Genomic DNA, 17,266 nt, shown 5'->3' with positions numbered 1-17,266 from the left:
CGCGGGATGCAGCACCGCGCCTTCCTCAAATGCTTTTGCCTATAATGCGCTCAATGTAATGCGTGTTCCAGCCGATCTGGGGGATCTGTGGGCGAGTTGCGCAGTAGCGAGATTCACTGGGTGGTTCACAGCTACATTGGCGTTGAGGGCGGCTACCTGGGCGACTTCTCCTACAAGACACACCGAGAGTTCTACCCTGGCTTTTGTGATCTGGACCTAAATCCGGATGCCTTCACCGGCAACACGACCAAGGAACGTTTTATTGCAATCCTGACGGGGGTCGAAGGACATCAACAAGCAGCGATCCTTCGGGGCATCGCTCGCAAGTATCCCCAAGGCAGTGAGCATCTTCGAACCCAACAGGCTTGCCGCCGGTTGTTGGAATTGGCCACGCGCTGTGCTGACGGACTTTCGGTCCAAGACAGCAGCCCATCTATCACCAGCGATGTCTTGAAGCGCGCATTGGCTGATGCCAACACGCTCATCCAAAGCGCAGGACCGACCCACGCGGTGGACCGCATTCACACCGCACTTCATGCTTACCTCAAAGCGGTCTGTCACGCCCAAGGGATTGACGCCCCCGCCGGCGCGACCATCACCAATTTGTTCAAGCTGCTCCGGAACGAGCATCCGGGCTTGCGCGACTTGGGCAGCCAATCGGACACGATGAACAATGTTCTGCGGTCGTTGAGCAATGTCATCTGATACGCCCAGGGTTACGTAGACACTCAAGACCCTCATTGCGCGTAGCGCCGTTCGAACTCTACAGGCGATAGGTCGCCAGTTGAACCGTGGCGGCGTTTTGGGTTGTAGAACATCTCGATATAGTCGAATACCTCGGCGCGTGCGGCGTCCTTTGTGGGATAGGCCCGTCGCCTGATACGCTCGCGTTTGAGCAGACCGAAGAAGCTCTCCACGGGTGCGTTGTCGTGGCAGTTGCCACGCCGACTCATGCTGCACACCAACCCATGGGACGCCAGGAAACTGCGCCAGTCATCGCTGGTGTAGACAGACCCTTGGTCCGAGTGAACCAAGCAACCAGCATTGGGTTTGCGCCGCCACACCGCAGACAACAAGGCCTGCACGACCAACTCGGTATCGGCCCGGTCGCGCATTGCCCAGCCGACGACCTGCCTGGAAAACAGATCGATCACCACAGCTAGATACATCCAGCCTTCATGCGTGCGGATGAAGGTGAAATCGCTCGCCCAGGCTGTATCCGGCTCCGTCACGTCGAACTGCCGATCGAGCAGGTTGGCCGCCACCACGCACTGTGTCCCGCCATGGAAACGTGGCTTGCGCCTATAGCCCACCTGGGCACGTAGCCCCTCGGCGCGCATCAGCCGATGCACCCTATGGCGACTGCAACGCTCACCCAACTCGCGCAGATCCTTGGCAATCTTGCGATGCCCATAGACACTGCCGCTGGCCAACCAGTGCTGCTTGATCAGTCCAAGCAAGCGCTCATCTTCCTTGGCGCGCTCACTGTTGGGCGCGCGCAACCACGCGTAGTAACCCGCCCGGTTGACGCGCAATACTCGGCACATCGCGCACAACCGGAATTCCCTGCGATGGTCTTGCATGAAGGCGTACTTTGCCTTTATCCCTTGGCAAAGTACGCGGCGGCCTTTTTTAGGATGTCGCGCTCCTCGGTGACCCGGCGCAACTCGGCCTTCAGGCGCCGAACCTCGGCACTCTGGTCCACCTCGGCGCGCTGCACCACACCAGGCTTGCCGAACTTGCGCAGCCAGGCGTACAGGCTGTGCGTGGTGACACCTAGTCGCTCGGCGACCTCTGCCACCTTGAAGCCACGATCGATCACTTGCCGGACCGCTTCGATCTTGAACTCATCCGTATACCGCTTGCTGCTCATGGACACCTCCGGATCTGCCATTTTCCATGGCCTTGAGATGTCTACGTAACCCTGGGCGTATCATACCCCAGCCTCGCCATCAGGCAAAGGCAAATCCCCAACCGTTGCCTCAGGCGTCAGCACCTCGATCGGCTGTGGGGCAAAGTTCTTCTCCAAGGCCTCAGCCGTCTCCACCATCGCTTTTCGAGCCCGCTTGATCCGCCCCTGCTGGATCGCTTGGATGCGCGGGGAGACATGCCTCTTCGTTCGCGCCAAGCGCCGCTGTGCTCTGGCCACCACTTTCGTATCGGGATCGTATTCTTGCTCATAGAGCTTGGCTTTCGCATCTAGCACGGCCATGCGCGCCTTGTAAGGTCGCACCAACGCATGGGCATACTTGCTGATTGAGCGAGCAAGCATCTCGGTGTCTTCAAAGAAAAATGGCTTGGTGGCGTAGCTATCTGCTCGCCGGCAAACGAGTGTGGAGTGCGCCCGCTGGAACTCGGGTTCAATCTGGATACCCGGGATCTGGCGGAGCACTTCCAAAGACTGCTGCGCCACCTCTCGCTGGGCTTCAAGCCAATCTTCGATCAGCTGCGCCTCTTGGTTTAGGACCTCCGCGTCTTGTCGGCCCGAGGAGCGAGCCAGACGCGTCACCTTACTGAGATGCCGCGCTTGTCCACTGTAAGGGGTGTAGAGCCCTGGGCGGGGGGCGGGTTGGCGGGCCAAGCGCTCTTTGATCTGCCGCACCCGCTCTGCGCCTGACAATCGTGTCTGCCCAACCGCTGTGCGTCCGTCCAATCCAGAAGCCTGTGCATTGACCCGATCCCGAAGTGCTGTCGCATGGCTATGAGACGGCGGCACCTCGTGCACGAGACCACCGCTTTTTTTCATGTGCTCAGCGACAAGCTTTGAAAGCGCCAGTGCTGCTTCTCGCCCACCTGCCCCTCTCACTTCTGCTGTGAACTTCGTTTTGCGCATCACCGCCACTTTGGCTTTGCCCAAGTGCTTGCCTGGCCGGCGCGTGAGTTCGCGGGCGCGTTCAAACTCTCCATTACGCGCGGCTTCGTGTGCCTGTGCTCGGAGACTGCGATGATCTACCCGAGCCGGGGCGCCCGCATTTTTCAAGTGCGCATTGATGACCATTGCAATGTCTTTGCGGATTTGCCGCAGCGCTCGTGTGCCGCCGCCTTGTCGCGCATCAAACTCAGCGCAGGCGCGCTCCCCTAGTCCTCCCGGTCCGACTTGTCGCGCTGACATCAGCAAATGCACATGATGATTGCGCTGATCACCATATTTGCTTGGTGTGTGCACAGCGACCAATACGGCGACTTTGAACCGATTGACGAGCAATTGGCCAAGCGCCAAAGCGAGCGCTCTCCGTTGGTGTGGATCAAGTTGGTGCGGAAGCGACACCTCGACTTCTCGGCAAACGCGTGCGTTCTTGCGCGTCTCGGCCGCTTCGTTCGCGTTCCAAAAATACTGTGCATCAAAGCACCACTCGGGCGCTCCTTTCGGCGCAAGCATCTGATGGAAATCGACACCGCCTCGGTGGGAATAATTGTGGCCAAGCCCTGTGCTCATATCGAACAGATCAAACCCTGCGCGGTAAGCAGCTGCTGCGACCGAAGAGTCGCCGTTGCCTCGACTGAAAGACTTCATTGTTGCGTGATAAATCGCCATTTGTGAAACTCCTGTTTGTGGAGCACACAAAGAAGCGGCATAACATCCCGTGTCGAGAGAAAAGCGAACTCGACAGCACAGAGACCTCGGTCACGAGGTTTTGAAGTGGCTGTGTTGCATTGCGAAGCATAGGCAACGAGGTGGCGAAAGCCACCGCACCGACGCGCAGCGTTGGCGCACGGTTTCTGCAAAGCAGAAACCATAAGTGCGCTCTTGCTCTTTAATTTTTTCTTTGAATTTTTTTGCGACAGTTGGATCAACCATTGCTCTTTTCACATATAAATATTAGTTATACCAAAGAATGAATAAGACCTGTACGAGCCTGATTACGCCCTAACGCCATGTGTCGTTTTTTACGCTGACTGTCCATGCAGAAGTGATGTCCCGTGGCCTCGGGAAATCCAAGCAGCCGCAGGACGAATTGCCGTCAGGTTGGTAGCATCACCAACGCCGATCGAACGCTAAGTCGCAATAGCTGCGGAAACAAGGAAGCAAAATGCCCAATGACTACTGGGACATGGATGACAAGAACCACCCCACCCTGTTGAGCCTTGCCAGCGTGAGCACCTCAATGCTCGTGCCCTTTCCAGTGGGAAGACTGCCGGATGCTTCTTTGCTCTGGCTCAATGAGCGCTGGTTTCACGACTTAGGCATAGCCATCCACGACGCGCCAACTCGGGCCCGCATCTCAGCGTCCTTGCTTGAGCGCTTTGCCGTGACCTCTATCGAAGCCCACTGCGTTGCCGGCACCTTCGGCGGACAGACACTGGGCGCTGATCGCTATGGTGGGAGCGGTGGGGCGATCCACGGGGGGAGTGGCCGCTGTGGCTCCGATGGCATGCTCGTCGCCAAAGGAACCGGCCCCACGCCATTGGTCTCCGAGGCCCATGATTGGTCACACTCCCATGGCTGTCTCTATCTTTACGATGCCATTCGCGAGGCAGTCGCCAGCGAAATCCTCAACGCAGAACTCCCCCATGGGGCAGTCCCCATCGTTGCCATCATTGATGCCGGCTTCTCCCTGGCGCGCACCGATGCCGACGAACCGGAGCGGTGCGCCATTCTGATCAGGCCTGCTTTCCTGCGCTTGGCGCATTTCGAGCGCAGCCTGTATTTCGGGACATCAGGCAGTGCAAACAGCGATCAATTTCAAGATAGCCTGCGGGTCAAAGATGCCATCCACTTTGCCGACGAACACACGCAGCGCGATGCCGGCAAACCCAATGACCTAGGCGTTGACTTGTCTGCGCTCTACCTCCGCCTTGCCGAGCAGATTGCCGCAAGTCGCGCGCATCGCCTCTGGACCGGACGCCCGACAAGCGACAACATCACATCGAACGCGCAGTTTCTGGATTTCGGCGGCTTCCGCGCAGTTCCCACCTGGAAGCGTGGCACCGATGGGCATCGTCACTTTTTCGGCGATGAGATGCGTGATGTTCGCCACTCGCTTCCCTCGCTTACCTACTTCTTCAAGAAGTATTCCCGCTTTGACAAGGCAATCGCCAACATCGATCAGCTGCTCATCCAGATCGAGCATCACATGGAAGCTGCGTTTCTACATCACTGTGCGAAAGCGTGTGCCTTGCCTCAGTCAAGCCCAGAGGCGTTGCATTTCAAAGCGCTCATTGCGCGCTACTACCGCGAGCAACAGCGCATTGACTATGCGTTCGATCAGCCCACAAAGCACGGCGAGCGCCACGATTGGCTCTCTGACCACATCAAAGGCAAAGCAACCCAGGGCTCTCAGACAGGCGAGGAGATCAACTCGCTCCTGCGCGCACTTCCGAACGCAGCTCTCCATCTTTGTGCCGCCAACCGCTGGCTGAGACCACGACCACGCCTTTCCTATCGCGTCTCCAAGCGCCGAGCGATCAAGCTGGTGCGGTCGATATTGGCCGATCGGTCGTCGGGACCCGAGCGGGTCTCGGCCTTTATCGCAACCGAGGTCGCGGTCTCACGCCGTGTCTGGAAAGGCTTACCACCACACTGGCTTGTCTTGGGCTACGCAAGCGATCACGTGTCCACCGCCTTGTATTTCTTTGATACGCATCGTATGGCCTATACAGCCCAGCTGGAGGGGCCACGCGTGCGTGGGGGAACACTGATCTTCGGTGCCGAAGTCGCAGATGAGACACTCGGCATCACCAATTCTGGCCATCGAACCGTCGCGCGTGTCGACTGCGAACCCACCAGCTACCTGGTAGGTCTAAGCTTGAACGGGCGTGCATCAATCGCTGCCGCACTGCTCACCTTCCCGGACGCTGCAGTTGCAGCGCAAACATTGAGCTCAACCACCGCCCATGCAACCTAATGCCGTTGATGCGCAGGCGCTTGGCCTGGCAATGCAACTCCTGTTCAAGACTGACCGCAAGAAGTTCAGTATCGCAGCGGCTTATGTGTGGCTATGGCCTGCAATTCGCCTAGGCCAGCTCGTCACGATTAAAGACGAAGACGGGGTCTGGACCGGCTACGCCTTATGGGCTTATCTGACGCCTGAAACCGCCAGTCATTTGGTTCTGCAAGATCCGCCGTTCTTGCCAATTAGCGACTGGAACGAAGGTGATCAACTCTGGATCTTGGATTTCGTGGCTATGCCAGGGCATCACCGACGCCTGGCGAGAGCACTCCGGCATCGCTTGCGCCCTCACTTCAAGCAAGCGCATCGCTTGGTGCGAGATAAGACGGGCGCTATGCTGGGAACCAAGACCCACAGACTTCGCAAAAATAGCTGAGGAAGACACGTTGCTTCCTTGATACGAATGGACGAACCGAAGCGACAAGGCAGTTGCAGCCTATGCACGAAGTGACATCAAGGTCGACCAAGGCCTGGACTGGATTTTTGTTCCTGGGCTTCGGTTCTGGTTTGCCCTATCCGCTGATCGGCAGCACCTTAGGCTATTGGCTCAGCGAAAAGTCGCTTTCGATCGCAGTCATCGGTGCCTTGGCTTGGACCGCACTTCCCTACTCTCTCAAATTCCTATGGGCCCGCCATCTCGACCAACGTCGTGCGCCGGTCGTTAGAAGCACCATGTCGCACCGTCAAGGCTGGATTGTCTTGTCTTCGATCATGGTCGCCATCTCTCTCCTAGGCCTTGTCCTGAGCGTTGTCGCTGGCAGCCTTCCGCTGATTGCACTGAGCTGCATCGCAGCAGCCTTTGGCGGTGCGACCCTGGATGCCTCAGTCGATGCGTTCCGGATCGAACAAGAGGCAGTGCACCAGCAGCCAGCCAAGCTCCTCACTGCCTACCAATTTGGCTACCGCATTGCTCTGCTGTTGAGCGACGGTCTGGTGTTCTTGCTCGCAGCGCGGCTGTCCTGGCAAGTTGCTTATGCAATTCTGCTGCCCCTGATGTTGGTGCCGATCTGCGGAACGCTCTTTCTGCGATCTGCCCCCGATAGCGCTCTCACCCCAGATCGCGCGAGTGCGAAGAAGCAGGGGTCTACGCTGATATCCCTTCGACCCTCCACGCTCCAAGGATGGATCGCGGTCATCGTCTTCATTGGCTGCTATCGCCTACCGGATATTCTTCTGGGTCCCATGATCAATCCTTTCTTCTATGCCCTTGGCATTGGAAAGAGCGTGGTCGGATCCCTGCATATTTGGCTTGGGATCCCAGCGGCCTTCCTCGGAATTTTGGCTGCAGGCACTAGCTTGAAGCGCATGTCTTTGAGCACGACCATTCTTGTTGGCGCAGCTCTCCAAGCCCTTGCCCTCCTCGTTCTTGCATTGCTTTCGTCCAATGAGCGGTCTGCTGAACTGCTTTGGGCTAGCGTTATTTTTCAAAACCTTTCCAGTAGCTATACCGGCATCGCGTTGGTTGCTTACATGTCAAAGCTGGTCACGCTTGGACGCGCAGGAGAGCACTACGCTTGGCTAACCAGCTTCTACTCGATCTTCGGCAGGGTGCTTGCCGGCTTCTCAGGCCTTGCAGTGGCTTATCTCACAACCCACTACGGACAAATCCGGGGCTATGGCATGTTTTTCATTGGCATCTGCTTGACATGCGTGCCTGCCCTCTTTGTCTACTCGCTCATCATTCGCAACACCCTCAGAGCGCGGCCCAAGCCGTAGTGACATCACGCAATCGCCTCCCAAAGCCCATAGCGGCTGCTTATGACTATGTAATGCTTGAACTCATCGTTTCACGCCAAGCCTGTCGGCTTCTTATCTCAGCGCTAGCCAATTAGATAGATGCCTAATTGGCTAGCGCCAGCAAACCTCCTAGTTTCGACTTCTCGTTAGCCCAAGCAAGCACTCACCCTTTGAACTCGCTTTCACATACACAGATGTTTCACCAAGATCGGTTTTGTAAAAGACCTCCTTGCTGGCATCGGCGAGTGGCGCATGGGGATTGGGTGGCAGGACATATGGAGTGAGCGCAAATTTCTGCTTGATCTTAGAAACCTCATAACAACGTCCGGGCGTCAATTCCATATACGCAAAGCTCACTCCTTTGTCGAGCTCAGGTGGAACCCTGAACTCAACAAAGGAGACTCCATACTGATCCTTTGTCTTCAATGCAGCTGAACGAAAAGCAATATTCAAGGACCGGCTTGAACTCACTTGCCGAAAATCACTGAACCCGATATCACGGAAAGTTTCATAGTTGATCGGCTTAGCAGGATTATAAAATTTACTAACAACCTCATCCAAATTCAATTGAGAATCCTTATTTTCAGCGTGCACACTCATCGCCGCAGAAAAATTGAGAATTACCAAAAACGCCATTTTTTTCGAAAACATCATGCCAGACACCCTCATAAATTCAGGATCCTCATACTATGTCATCAGCCCCCAGCGGGATTCCTACTGTCCCAATAGTTCCCATAGTATTGCTCATAGGTAATATCATCACTTTTATTATCCGGGGTTCCATTCACATCAATATGCTCGCCATTCCTGAAAGACTCGCCGATTTGCGCTGAAGCGGCATCCCAGCCTATCTGGCCAGCTTTATATGCGTCATATGTGGCGTTGTAAGAAGCTACATTGGCGGGATCTGCGGCAATGTTAAAACCAATACCCTGTGCGGTAAGCTCTCTCTGGACCGCAATGGAGTAGATTGTTGCTTCACCTTCAGTTGCCAAACCCATATTAATGGCCGATGCTCGATCTGTTACAGTATTCCACTCCCCATCAAAAAGTGAATGCCCTAATTCATGCGTTAATTGGGACGCGGTGTCACTCGCGTTGGCATAGGTTTTGATGTAAACCGTTCCGCCGCCCGTAGCAGCATAATCGGTCCGAGAATATGTATCCGTGGTCGCTATTTGAAAACCTTTCGCCTGCGCCAACTGAACAAGTCCTTCTAAGGTCGCTGACTTGTTGACCAAAATATCAACCTCTGCTCCAAGATCCGTGGTCGTATTCTTGTCTAATGGGTTAGGCACTCCACCTCCACCACCTCCCGGAGGCGGTGTCGGGAACTCGATCGGCGGAGAGGGTGGAAGCGACGGTGGCCCCGAAGGTGGCGGGTTAACAACCACTGGCGGCAGCGTAGGCGGCTCGCTTGGATCGACGTCCGCAGCGGCTGCCGCACCTGCGACTAAGAACAGCTCTTCGCTTGTCAATTCTCTCATTACAGCACTCCATCCTGTGAGTAGATTTTTTTTCTGATCGTTTTTTTCATTGGATGCGCCTTGCCGCCTTTTCCCTCGAATTTATTTTGATAAGCGTTACAACCCCTCATTGTTGGCTGGATTTCTCAGCCGTTTCCCCGGCCTCGTCCCGTTCAAATTTGCTAGGCTGCTCTTTGATCAAGGGCCTTAGAGCTCCGCCCACGAAGAGATAGTGCATATCGCACATCCGAGAGATGTTCTTGTCATGCGTCACAATGACTGTGGTCGCGCCGATGCTCTTGATATTCTTCATCAGCTGTATGCCCATCTGCTCATCAATCCCAGTCGTTGGCTCATCCATCAACAACAACTTGGTGCGCCTATAGAAGGCTCTGGCTAAGAAGACCCGTTGTTTTTGACCACCTGACAGCGTATTTCCCAGGTCGCCGACTCTGGTGTTGAAGCCCATTGGCATACGCTGAATATCGTCGTGGATGCATGCCAATTTCGCAGCCTGCACAAGACGCTCTTGATCAATGTGCTCATCGAACATGGAGATATTTTCCGACAGCGTTCCCGACAACAGATTGTCTCCCTGCATGACGATGCTGACCTTGCTCCGGTAGCTCGACTTACCGACTTTCCGCAGATCCTCTCCATTGACTAAGAAGTCCCCGACTTGAAGATCTTCAAGCCCCGCCAGAACGCGGATGAGCGTGGTCTTACCCACGCCTGAGTTCCCGACAATTGCAATCACCTGGCCTGCCGGGGCCCTGAGCTGCAAGGCGCTCATGATCCACTTGTCCGTAGACGAGTAGCGGAAATAGCCGTTGGCAATTGCAATGGTGGGCGCAGCGTCTTCCAGTGCGCCGTTGCCATGCAGAAACGACTCAGGCTCGCTGTGCGTGATGTCTGAAATGCGCTCGGTGTGCAAGCGAAGCAGCCGGAGCTGCATCAAGTAGTCGGCCAGATTGATGCTGCGTTGGCTGAACTGGGTCGCGTAGATCAAAAAGACCGTCAACACCCCGACCGTCATATCCCCACTGAGCACCAGCCGGGTGCCTTCCCAGATCACGAAAATGCGGCACAGGCCTTGGATGAGAAGCTGGACGGAATCGAACCCAATGCGGATACGCTCGGCTCCGATGGTCGCATTGGTGGCTTTCGCGCTGTAGTTCGTGAAGCGCGATGCCCAAAGCGCTGACTTGTTGAACAGCTTGATGGGCTGGATGCTTCGGACCGTTTCGTAGAGCAAGCTTTGCCGGCGTGCATCAATGTTGATCTGATCAAGGTTGGCTTCTTTGAGCTTGGCGTAGTAGGCGTAGCGCGAACCTACATAGGCAATGGTGAAAGCCAACAAGGCGAAGGCAAGCGGCGCGTCGTAGCTCATCAAGAGCAACAACATGAGGAAAGACATCACCCCATCGATGACCGCTTCCATCATCTTCGTCGTGAGTGACTGCTGGATGGAGTAGATCGACTGGAAGCGGCTTGAAATATCCCCGGTGTGCCGCTTTACGAAATACGACTGGGATAGCGACACGAGGTGGCGGAACAAGTTGCTGCTCCACCGTAAGCTAGTGGTCGAAGAGATCCACAGCAAGGTCCACTTCCTGGCAACGGTCAAGACGAGCTGGACCAGGAGCACGATCGAAAAGCCGATAGCCAATGTGGTGACCAGACCATCGTCCTTGACGCTGAGCACCTGATCCATGGTCAGTCTTAGATATTGCGGCGCAATCAGCGCACAGCCTTCCAAGAAGAGCGCCAAGATGCCCACACCCCAGAACGCGGGCACCAGGGACCGAAGCGAGCCTGCCAGATCGCGAAGCGACACTGATGGCACGCTCTTGATCTTCTTGAAGGCCGGACCCGGATGCGCCTCCAACGCAATGCCGCTAAAAAGCTCATCGAACTCATCGAGCTTGATTTTTTTGACGCCCGCTGCGGGATCGCTGATGTGCACGTGCCCTCCCCTCACAGCCGTCAGCACGACAAAGTGCCCGTGGTGTAGGTGGACCATGCAAGGCAACGACAGCTTGGGCAGTTCGTAAAGCTCCAAGCGAAGCGGACGCGTCGTGAGCCCGTTGGCATCAGCGATTTCAATCAGCGAGGCGAGCGTTGCCCCACTGGTTGACACCGTAAAGCGGTTGCGAAGCTCCCCAAGACTCGTTTCATGGCCGTAGTAGGAGAGCAGCATCGCAATGCAGGCCAGGCCGCACTCACTCGACTCCGTCTGACGGATATGCGGCACACGGCGCTTCGAGGAGAACACCAGGCTTGGTTCAGCAGAGCGATCCGGCTCGGCATCGCCATCGGCGGATGGTGTCAAGACGTCCTTCATCGCTTTTCACCCGTTAAGCGCGATCCCATGGTTTGGAAGGGGTCAAACATCCACTCCCAGATCTTGCGGCCCTCCAAGATCAGTTCCGCGTCCACTTCCATCCCCGGCAGGAAGGGCTTCGCTTCTTGGGCAACTCCAATGGTCTGGGAAGGCAAGGCGACTTTGGCGGTGTAAACCGGCTCAGTGGGCGACTGGCGACCATAGCGGCGCTCCAACTCACCGAGGGGACTCGTTTGCGTTGACAGCGATGCGATGCGCCCCTGGATGGCGCCATATTTTGCTTTCGGGAATGCGGCGATGTTGAGCAGCACCTCGGTGCCGACATTCACATGTCCGATGGCCCTGGAAGGAATGAGGATTTCGGCTTCGAACACCGACTCGCTTGGGGTGATGGACGCGATGATCGAGTCGGTGCCAATGCGCTGACCTTGGGATGCATAGATTGCTGCAACAGTGCCGCTCAAGGGTGAAGTGATGGTTTGCAGCCGATCGGACTTGGCTCTGGCCACTTGATCTTCGATCGTGGACTTCTCACGCTCGATCTCACTCGCTTGTCTGCTGGCGGCTGTCTTTATCTCGGTGATTTCACCCAGCAATGCGGCACGCTGATTACGAAGTGTGGACTGCTGCGCGCGGGCATCCTGGATCTCCGCCTCTGCATCCAAGAGAGCATTTTCGTAGGTGAGGTAGGTGTATTTGGACACATACTTCTCAGCAAGCAGCGGCTCAATGGTCTTCAAAAGTTCTTTGTTCTTGGCGTATTTCTTTTCCAAGATTGAGATCTTGCGAGCGACTTCCTGCATCGCGCCGGTCGTTTCTTCGACTTGACGCGTCAGTTCCCGCTCGCGCTGGCCAGAAAAGTCATGCGTCTGCAATTGCTCCTTGGTCAGCTCTTCTGATCGGGTGAGCGCACGCTTGATCGTCTCATCGGACAAAGAGCGACCCGCTTCGTCGGTGATGTCGGCTGACAGCTCCGCAAGCACTTGGCCCTTCTTGACCAAGGCATTGGGCTTCAATGTCGTCGACAGGATGAGGCCAGGCGTTCCACTGCGGATATCCACTCGCCCATGTGTCGAAATGATCTGGCCCGACACGTGCTCCCGCTTGGAGTAGGACGCGGTCAGAACAAACGTGGCCAGCAAGAGGAAAAGCACACAGCCACAGCCAATCCAGATCCGGATGGACGAGGGAAACACATCTTTTAGGTCGCCGAGTGTGGAAGTTGTCTCCGGCCCCTTCCGCTTGCGAAAGAGCGGTTGTTCTGCGTCATCCGTCTGACCTGACTCGCTATCCATAGCACCTACACTTCGAGATCTACTGCACAACTTGCGTGAGTTGAGGCTACCCGCGCAGACATTAAAATTACATTTGCATTTTGTTGATCTGGCGTTGGCATTGGCGCCAAACCTAAGTTCGCAGGCCCCACGCTATTGCTTTTTCAGCAACCAAGGCTTGCGTCAAGCGAAGGTGCGTTGCGCAAAGCGCAGCCACACATTGCTGGGTCGAAGCATGAATCCTACGCTCAATGCGTCAGCCACCGCCCCCATCACCACCACTGCCCCCATCGCCGCCAGACATCGCCTGCTGCTGAGAGTGGCCAGCAAGCGTCATGACGGGGCCTGTTGGGTTCTTGTCGATTTCTTCGCGCTCGCGCTGGAATTGCACCATCTCCTGCGCCCGTTCCTGATCCATTGCCTCTGTCTTCTGCAAGGTTTCATTGATGCCAGGCGATGGCGTGTTGAGCGAGGTTTCCGAGTGAAAGCCCGGCGTTTTGCCAAAGACAAAGGCGACATCATCTTGGATGATCACTTTGCGGAGTTCAGCCGCATGTTCGATCCCTGACTCTTTGACGGCATGCAATACCTCGGCCGTCTTCTCATCGGATGTGCCCTTGGGGAGCTGCGCCTGGATGGCAGAGAACAACGCGTAATCCCGATGATCAGAGGGAAACGCCTGCTGAGCGGCATCTTGGAGGGGCCTTGCTTGCTCAACCCGATCCTCATCGTGTTCGTGTGCGTTAGAGCGGGCAGTTGTCCCACCAAAACCTGGCGACGACGCATAGGCAGCGGGTTGGCGCTTCGGCAATACGATCTGTGCCGGCACTTCGCTTTGCGTTGGAATTGCCGGCGACGAGGCCTGCATCGCCTCTTGCTGCTCTGCCTGCACTGGAACAGCCGATGGCGCATCGTTCTGTGGCATGCCTACTCGGGCTTGCTGCTCGCTGCCCTGCTCCATCGCTGCATTGGCCGATGATGGCTCTATGGGCTTCAATGCTTCTCGGCGCGTGTGTTGTGCCTGGGACAACGCTTCATCCAGGTCTTGGCCGGCAACGCCCGTTGCCGGCAACCCTTGGTCTTGCTGGAACTGCCTTACGGCATGTTCGGTCTCTGGACCGTAGTGCCCATCTTGCGGCACGGCCTGACCGTTTGGACCCCGGGCATCACCCTGCTGCAAGCGATATTGCAAAAACTCGACTTCTTGCCCCCGGTCGCCTAGGCGCAGCCCTTCCACCTCACTTGATGCCGGCGGCGTCGGCACAGCGGCCTGAGTAGCCGCTTGATCGGCAGAGGTCGAAGCGGATGATGCCGATCCAACGCCCGGCGCAGACACGCTTGCCGTCGTTGGAACCCATGCCTCCGCCTTAGGCTGGACTGCGCCGGCTGTCGGGGGTGCGGCAACCTCAGGTGCCTGGGTTTCTTGGGGTTCGCGTTGCGGGACAGGTTCGGGCTTCGGTTCGGCGGGCTTGGCAGCCTGGGACGGCTCTTCCCGCGTTTGGGCGTTGACGGGGACAGGCATCACGACCGGAGCAGGTGTGCCGGCCTCTGCTACAGCAGGCTGCTCAGCAGCGCGTGCAACATCTCTATTCCGCTGCGCATCAATGGCTGCCTGAGGCGCTCGGGTTTCGTCCACATGCGGGGCGGTAACAGCTGTCGCCGCAAAGCTTGCGACCTGTTGCGCTTCTTGCGTGGACACACCTTGCCGATTGGCCTCGCGCAACGCTTGCTCGTAAGCATCGCGTTCTTGTGGCGATTGCGCATCAACGCGCAGGTCTGGTGCACCGGCCGAAGGCGGCTGCTCCTGCCGGAGTGACTGCACCTCGCTGAGTGCCTGATGGATCTCCTCAGTGCTGGTCGTTGCTGCAACACGCACCGCACCATCGGCGTCACGGCTAAGATGCTGGATGGGGCTGTCCACCGAATATTGGCCGGTCGCATCACGCTCCAATGCCAAAGAGCTGGTCGCTGCATCGATTCCGTTCGCCTCACGTGTCCGTTGCACCGCCAGCTGGATCGCGCCTGCAGTCTGGGCATTGGGCGCAACGCCATAGGCGGCATAGGTCGCTTCGGTATTTGCCTGGTCTTGCTGCTGTGGCGTTAGCGTTTGCCGCGCGGGCATCTGTGCCAATGCCTGCGCGTGCTGCTCCAATGCCGGTTGCAAGCGTTCGCGCGTTGCGTTGAGTTCCAACGGGACATTGCCTTCGGCAGCAACGCCGTCATGGCGCCACTGGCCTTGCGTATCGCGCTGATACTGCTTGCCGTCCGAGGCTTGCAACGAGTCCGGGTTCAAGGCTGTTTGCACAGCCGCTGGCACAGGGCCGAAGTCCTCCCAACCATTGCGCTGATACGCAGCTTGATAGGTTGCTGCAATTGCAGCCGGACCTCGGGCGATGTTGGCGTCAACCACCTGGGCTGCCTGCTGGTCCAACGCGACACTGCGCTCAGGACCTGCTGGATCCACCGTCCAGATGGGCCGATCGTTCCGATCGACTTCATCGGCGACCATCCGAGACCACTGGCCACTTGCCGAATCATGCCGCCAATCCCGTGCGTAAAGATGCGCAGCATCTGCCTCACTGGATGGCTGCACATAGGGATTACTGGGCTGCACCTTGCCCAGTGCCTGTTCGGTCGCTTCGCCACTGGCGTGATAGTTCAGCTCACGCGCTTTTTCGGGCAGCGCGAACATGGCCTGCTTCTGCGGCGCATCCACGCCATCGTCTTGCAAGTCGGCTTTTTCTTGGCGAAGCCACTGGCTGCCGTTGAACTCCCAGCTCACGCCCTGCTTATCGGTCTGTGTGTAGATCTGGCGGTTGTCCCACAAGGTCGCGGCCTTGTCGGCAGCGGCACTGAACAGATAACCATCGGCAACTACCAACGCGACAGGGCCTGCACCGGTTGTGCCAACAACGGCAGCGGCAGCGGCGCCTCCCGCCCAGCCGCCCGCGCCTCGGGCAGCAAAGTGCAACGCTTCTGAGCGTGCAGCGGTGAGGTTGTCTTGTGCCAACAGCGTGCCCACACGCTCTCCGGCCTGCGACGCATCGTAGGCGGTAGCGGCAACACCCAAACCCGCAAGCCCTGCTGTCATCCCGGCGCGACGCAAGCCTGGGATTTCAGGTTCCGGCACAGGCACGCGTGCAGGTGGAGCACCTGGCCGCACAAGTTCGTCGATGGTGGCAATGCCTTCCATGCGACTAGCAACCACATCGCTCACCCGGAGCTTGGCATGCTCCTCAAGCAGTTTTGCTTGGACATCAGGATCAGATTTCGGGATCTCTTGGACATGGTCCGGCAAGTCACGGTGCCAATCGACTTGCTTTTGCCAGGCTTCCCGAAGATGCTCGGTGAAAGCGGGATCTTTAAGCCGTGCGTTGCGTGCTTCTTCCAACGCTTGACCAGGCATGCGTGCATCAGCGCGACTGTCGTAAAGCTCGATGCCCTCACGATTGAAGATGCGGATCGGCACGTTGCTGTTCGCATGGATGGTATCCAAACTGACAGGCAGCTTTCCGTAGATTGCATCACGCGCGCCCTCAGGCACATGGCGACCGTAGCCTTGCCTGTCGGTGTTGGCCGTAAAACGCTCATCGACACCATGCTCACTCTCCAACTTAGGAGAGGCAACAGCACGCACCTCGACCTCATAGCCCTGCTCTTGCAGACCTTTGATCAACGTCTCCGACGCCCATTTTCCATCACTCAATGTGGTGTCGAAAATAAGGTTCTTTTTCTCCGCAGTCGCTGCTACGCGTAGCTCATCGGCCCAAGAGCTTGCGTCCTTGTGGGTTCGACCAGACCATTCATAAGGATTTTCGCGTCGAAAGTCAGCAACGCGCGGATGGTGGCGGCGCAACTCATCCGGATCGATTGTGACGGCATTTTGATCAAGCTCGGCCTTCGCCTGGGCTACCAGACCGCCCTTACCAGCACCAGGCTGACCGCCCAAAATGATTGCTTTCGGCTGCTGCTGGGCTGTTGAATTGATGAAATCTTGAGCGGTTAGTATTTGCTCGCGTAGGATCTGCTCATGGAGCCCCTTTGGTAGCACATCGGTTTCATCAGCCATGACGATGACTCGAACTTGGGAACCCAAAATAGTCCATCAAGTTCTGCTCCTTCCATGCGCCCTTAGAGGCGCTATGAAGCATAAGCAGATGCGTCGACTTCGCCAGTGCGATTGCTTCTTGGTCGCCCGTTTGCTCCGCGATCCGTAGCTTTTCGCGTGATTCGTCAACGAAAGTATCGAGACAGCCCTCGATTGCCCAGATCGCAAACTCCAAGGGAGGGGTAATCGGCGATGGCTTATCGACCGACTCCTGAAGCGCGTTTTCTAACCGCGCAATGTGATCGGGGTAATCCTTGAAGCTTTCGCGCAACCCTTGTGGCACTGGTGGTCGTGCGCCGATGGAATCAGGGGAAGAATCGTTGGTCTGAGTCATAAAAGCATCCTGATTGAGGCGTTGCATTGGACGTGGAAGATTGGGCTTGCGCTTAGGCGTTGCCACGGACACGCCTGGTTGCAGTGGCCCCAACTGCTGTACAGTGCGTGCA

12 protein-coding genes and 1 pseudogene are annotated in these 17,266 nt (G+C 57.0%); 5 read left to right on the top strand and 8 right to left on the bottom strand.

Annotated features, from left to right (window positions below; all coding sequences use genetic code 11):
- The first annotated feature begins 87 nt into the window (after positions 1–87).
- On the top strand, positions 88–705 hold the full coding sequence (locus AC1POX_RS10075) for a hypothetical protein (RefSeq protein ID WP_372357059.1): 618 nt from the start codon (positions 88–90) through the stop codon (positions 703–705).
- 32 nt (positions 706–737) lie between these two features.
- On the opposite strand, the gene AC1POX_RS10070 is transcribed toward AC1POX_RS10075, so the two are convergent.
- A protein-coding gene (locus tag AC1POX_RS10070; protein WP_127170426.1) for an IS3 family transposase occupies positions 738–1,873 on the bottom strand; the annotation gives its coding sequence in 2 pieces (ribosomal slippage) (positions 738–1,636 and positions 1,636–1,873; 1,137 coding nt in all).
- A gap of 984 nt (positions 1,874–2,857) precedes the next feature.
- On the opposite strand from AC1POX_RS10070, the gene AC1POX_RS10065 reads away from it, so the two are divergent.
- Positions 2,858–3,082, top strand: a complete 225-nt coding sequence (locus AC1POX_RS10065; protein WP_326520851.1) for a hypothetical protein — start codon at positions 2,858–2,860, stop codon at positions 3,080–3,082.
- On the opposite strand, the pseudogene AC1POX_RS10060 reads toward AC1POX_RS10065, so the two are convergent.
- A pseudogene (locus tag AC1POX_RS10060) lies at positions 2,975–3,436 on the bottom strand (MobA/MobL family protein); the annotation flags it as partial. The gene AC1POX_RS10065 and the pseudogene AC1POX_RS10060 overlap by 108 nt on opposite strands.
- 595 nt (positions 3,437–4,031) lie before the next feature.
- Here AC1POX_RS10060 and AC1POX_RS10055 point away from each other — a divergent pair.
- The 3 genes from AC1POX_RS10055 to AC1POX_RS10045 all read left to right on the top strand — a co-directional run bounded on the left by AC1POX_RS10055 (position 4,032) and on the right by AC1POX_RS10045 (position 7,607).
- A complete protein-coding gene (locus tag AC1POX_RS10055; RefSeq protein WP_372357058.1) occupies positions 4,032–5,846 on the top strand; it encodes a protein adenylyltransferase SelO family protein in 1,815 nt (604 codons plus the stop codon).
- Positions 5,836–6,267, top strand: a complete 432-nt coding sequence (locus AC1POX_RS10050) for a toxin-activating lysine-acyltransferase (RefSeq protein ID WP_033484430.1) — start codon at positions 5,836–5,838, stop codon at positions 6,265–6,267. Before AC1POX_RS10055 ends, AC1POX_RS10050 begins: the two co-directional genes overlap by 11 nt.
- A 62-nt stretch (positions 6,268–6,329) precedes the next feature.
- On the top strand, positions 6,330–7,607 hold the full coding sequence (locus tag AC1POX_RS10045; protein ID WP_372357057.1) for an MFS transporter: 1,278 nt from the start codon (positions 6,330–6,332) through the stop codon (positions 7,605–7,607).
- 150 nt (positions 7,608–7,757) lie between these two features.
- Here AC1POX_RS10045 and AC1POX_RS10040 read toward each other — a convergent pair whose 3' ends face one another.
- The 6 genes from AC1POX_RS10040 to AC1POX_RS10015 form a co-directional block, all read right to left on the bottom strand.
- Entirely contained in the window at positions 7,758–8,282 is a 525-nt protein-coding gene (locus tag AC1POX_RS10040) for a hypothetical protein (protein WP_014089916.1), read from the bottom strand.
- A 41-nt stretch (positions 8,283–8,323) separates the two neighbouring features.
- Positions 8,324–9,115, bottom strand: coding sequence for a hypothetical protein (locus AC1POX_RS10035; RefSeq protein ID WP_126952882.1), 792 nt, complete (start codon positions 9,113–9,115; stop codon positions 8,324–8,326).
- Between the two features lie 106 nt (positions 9,116–9,221).
- Positions 9,222–11,438, bottom strand: coding sequence for a peptidase domain-containing ABC transporter (locus AC1POX_RS10030; RefSeq protein WP_014089914.1), 2,217 nt, complete (start codon positions 11,436–11,438; stop codon positions 9,222–9,224).
- Complete coding sequence (locus AC1POX_RS10025) at positions 11,435–12,733, bottom strand: HlyD family secretion protein (RefSeq protein WP_372357056.1); 1,299 nt, start codon at positions 12,731–12,733, stop codon at positions 11,435–11,437. The genes AC1POX_RS10030 and AC1POX_RS10025 overlap by 4 nt, the downstream gene beginning before the upstream one ends.
- 235 nt (positions 12,734–12,968) lie before the next feature.
- The gene (locus AC1POX_RS10020) at positions 12,969–16,781 is read right to left on the bottom strand and encodes a zeta toxin family protein (protein WP_372357155.1); all 3,813 of its coding nucleotides are present in this window, start codon (positions 16,779–16,781) and stop codon (positions 12,969–12,971) included.
- Positions 16,774–17,091 (bottom strand): hypothetical protein, encoded by a 318-nt coding sequence (locus AC1POX_RS10015; RefSeq protein WP_016848996.1) that lies wholly within the window; start codon positions 17,089–17,091, stop codon positions 16,774–16,776. Before AC1POX_RS10015 ends, AC1POX_RS10020 begins: the two co-directional genes overlap by 8 nt.
- Positions 17,092–17,266: the final 175 nt, after the last annotated feature.

Source organism: Xanthomonas sp. NCPPB 3442, assembly GCF_056725145.1.
Note: the sequence above shows the minus strand (reverse complement) of the source record. Positions and strands in the feature narration are given on the sequence as shown.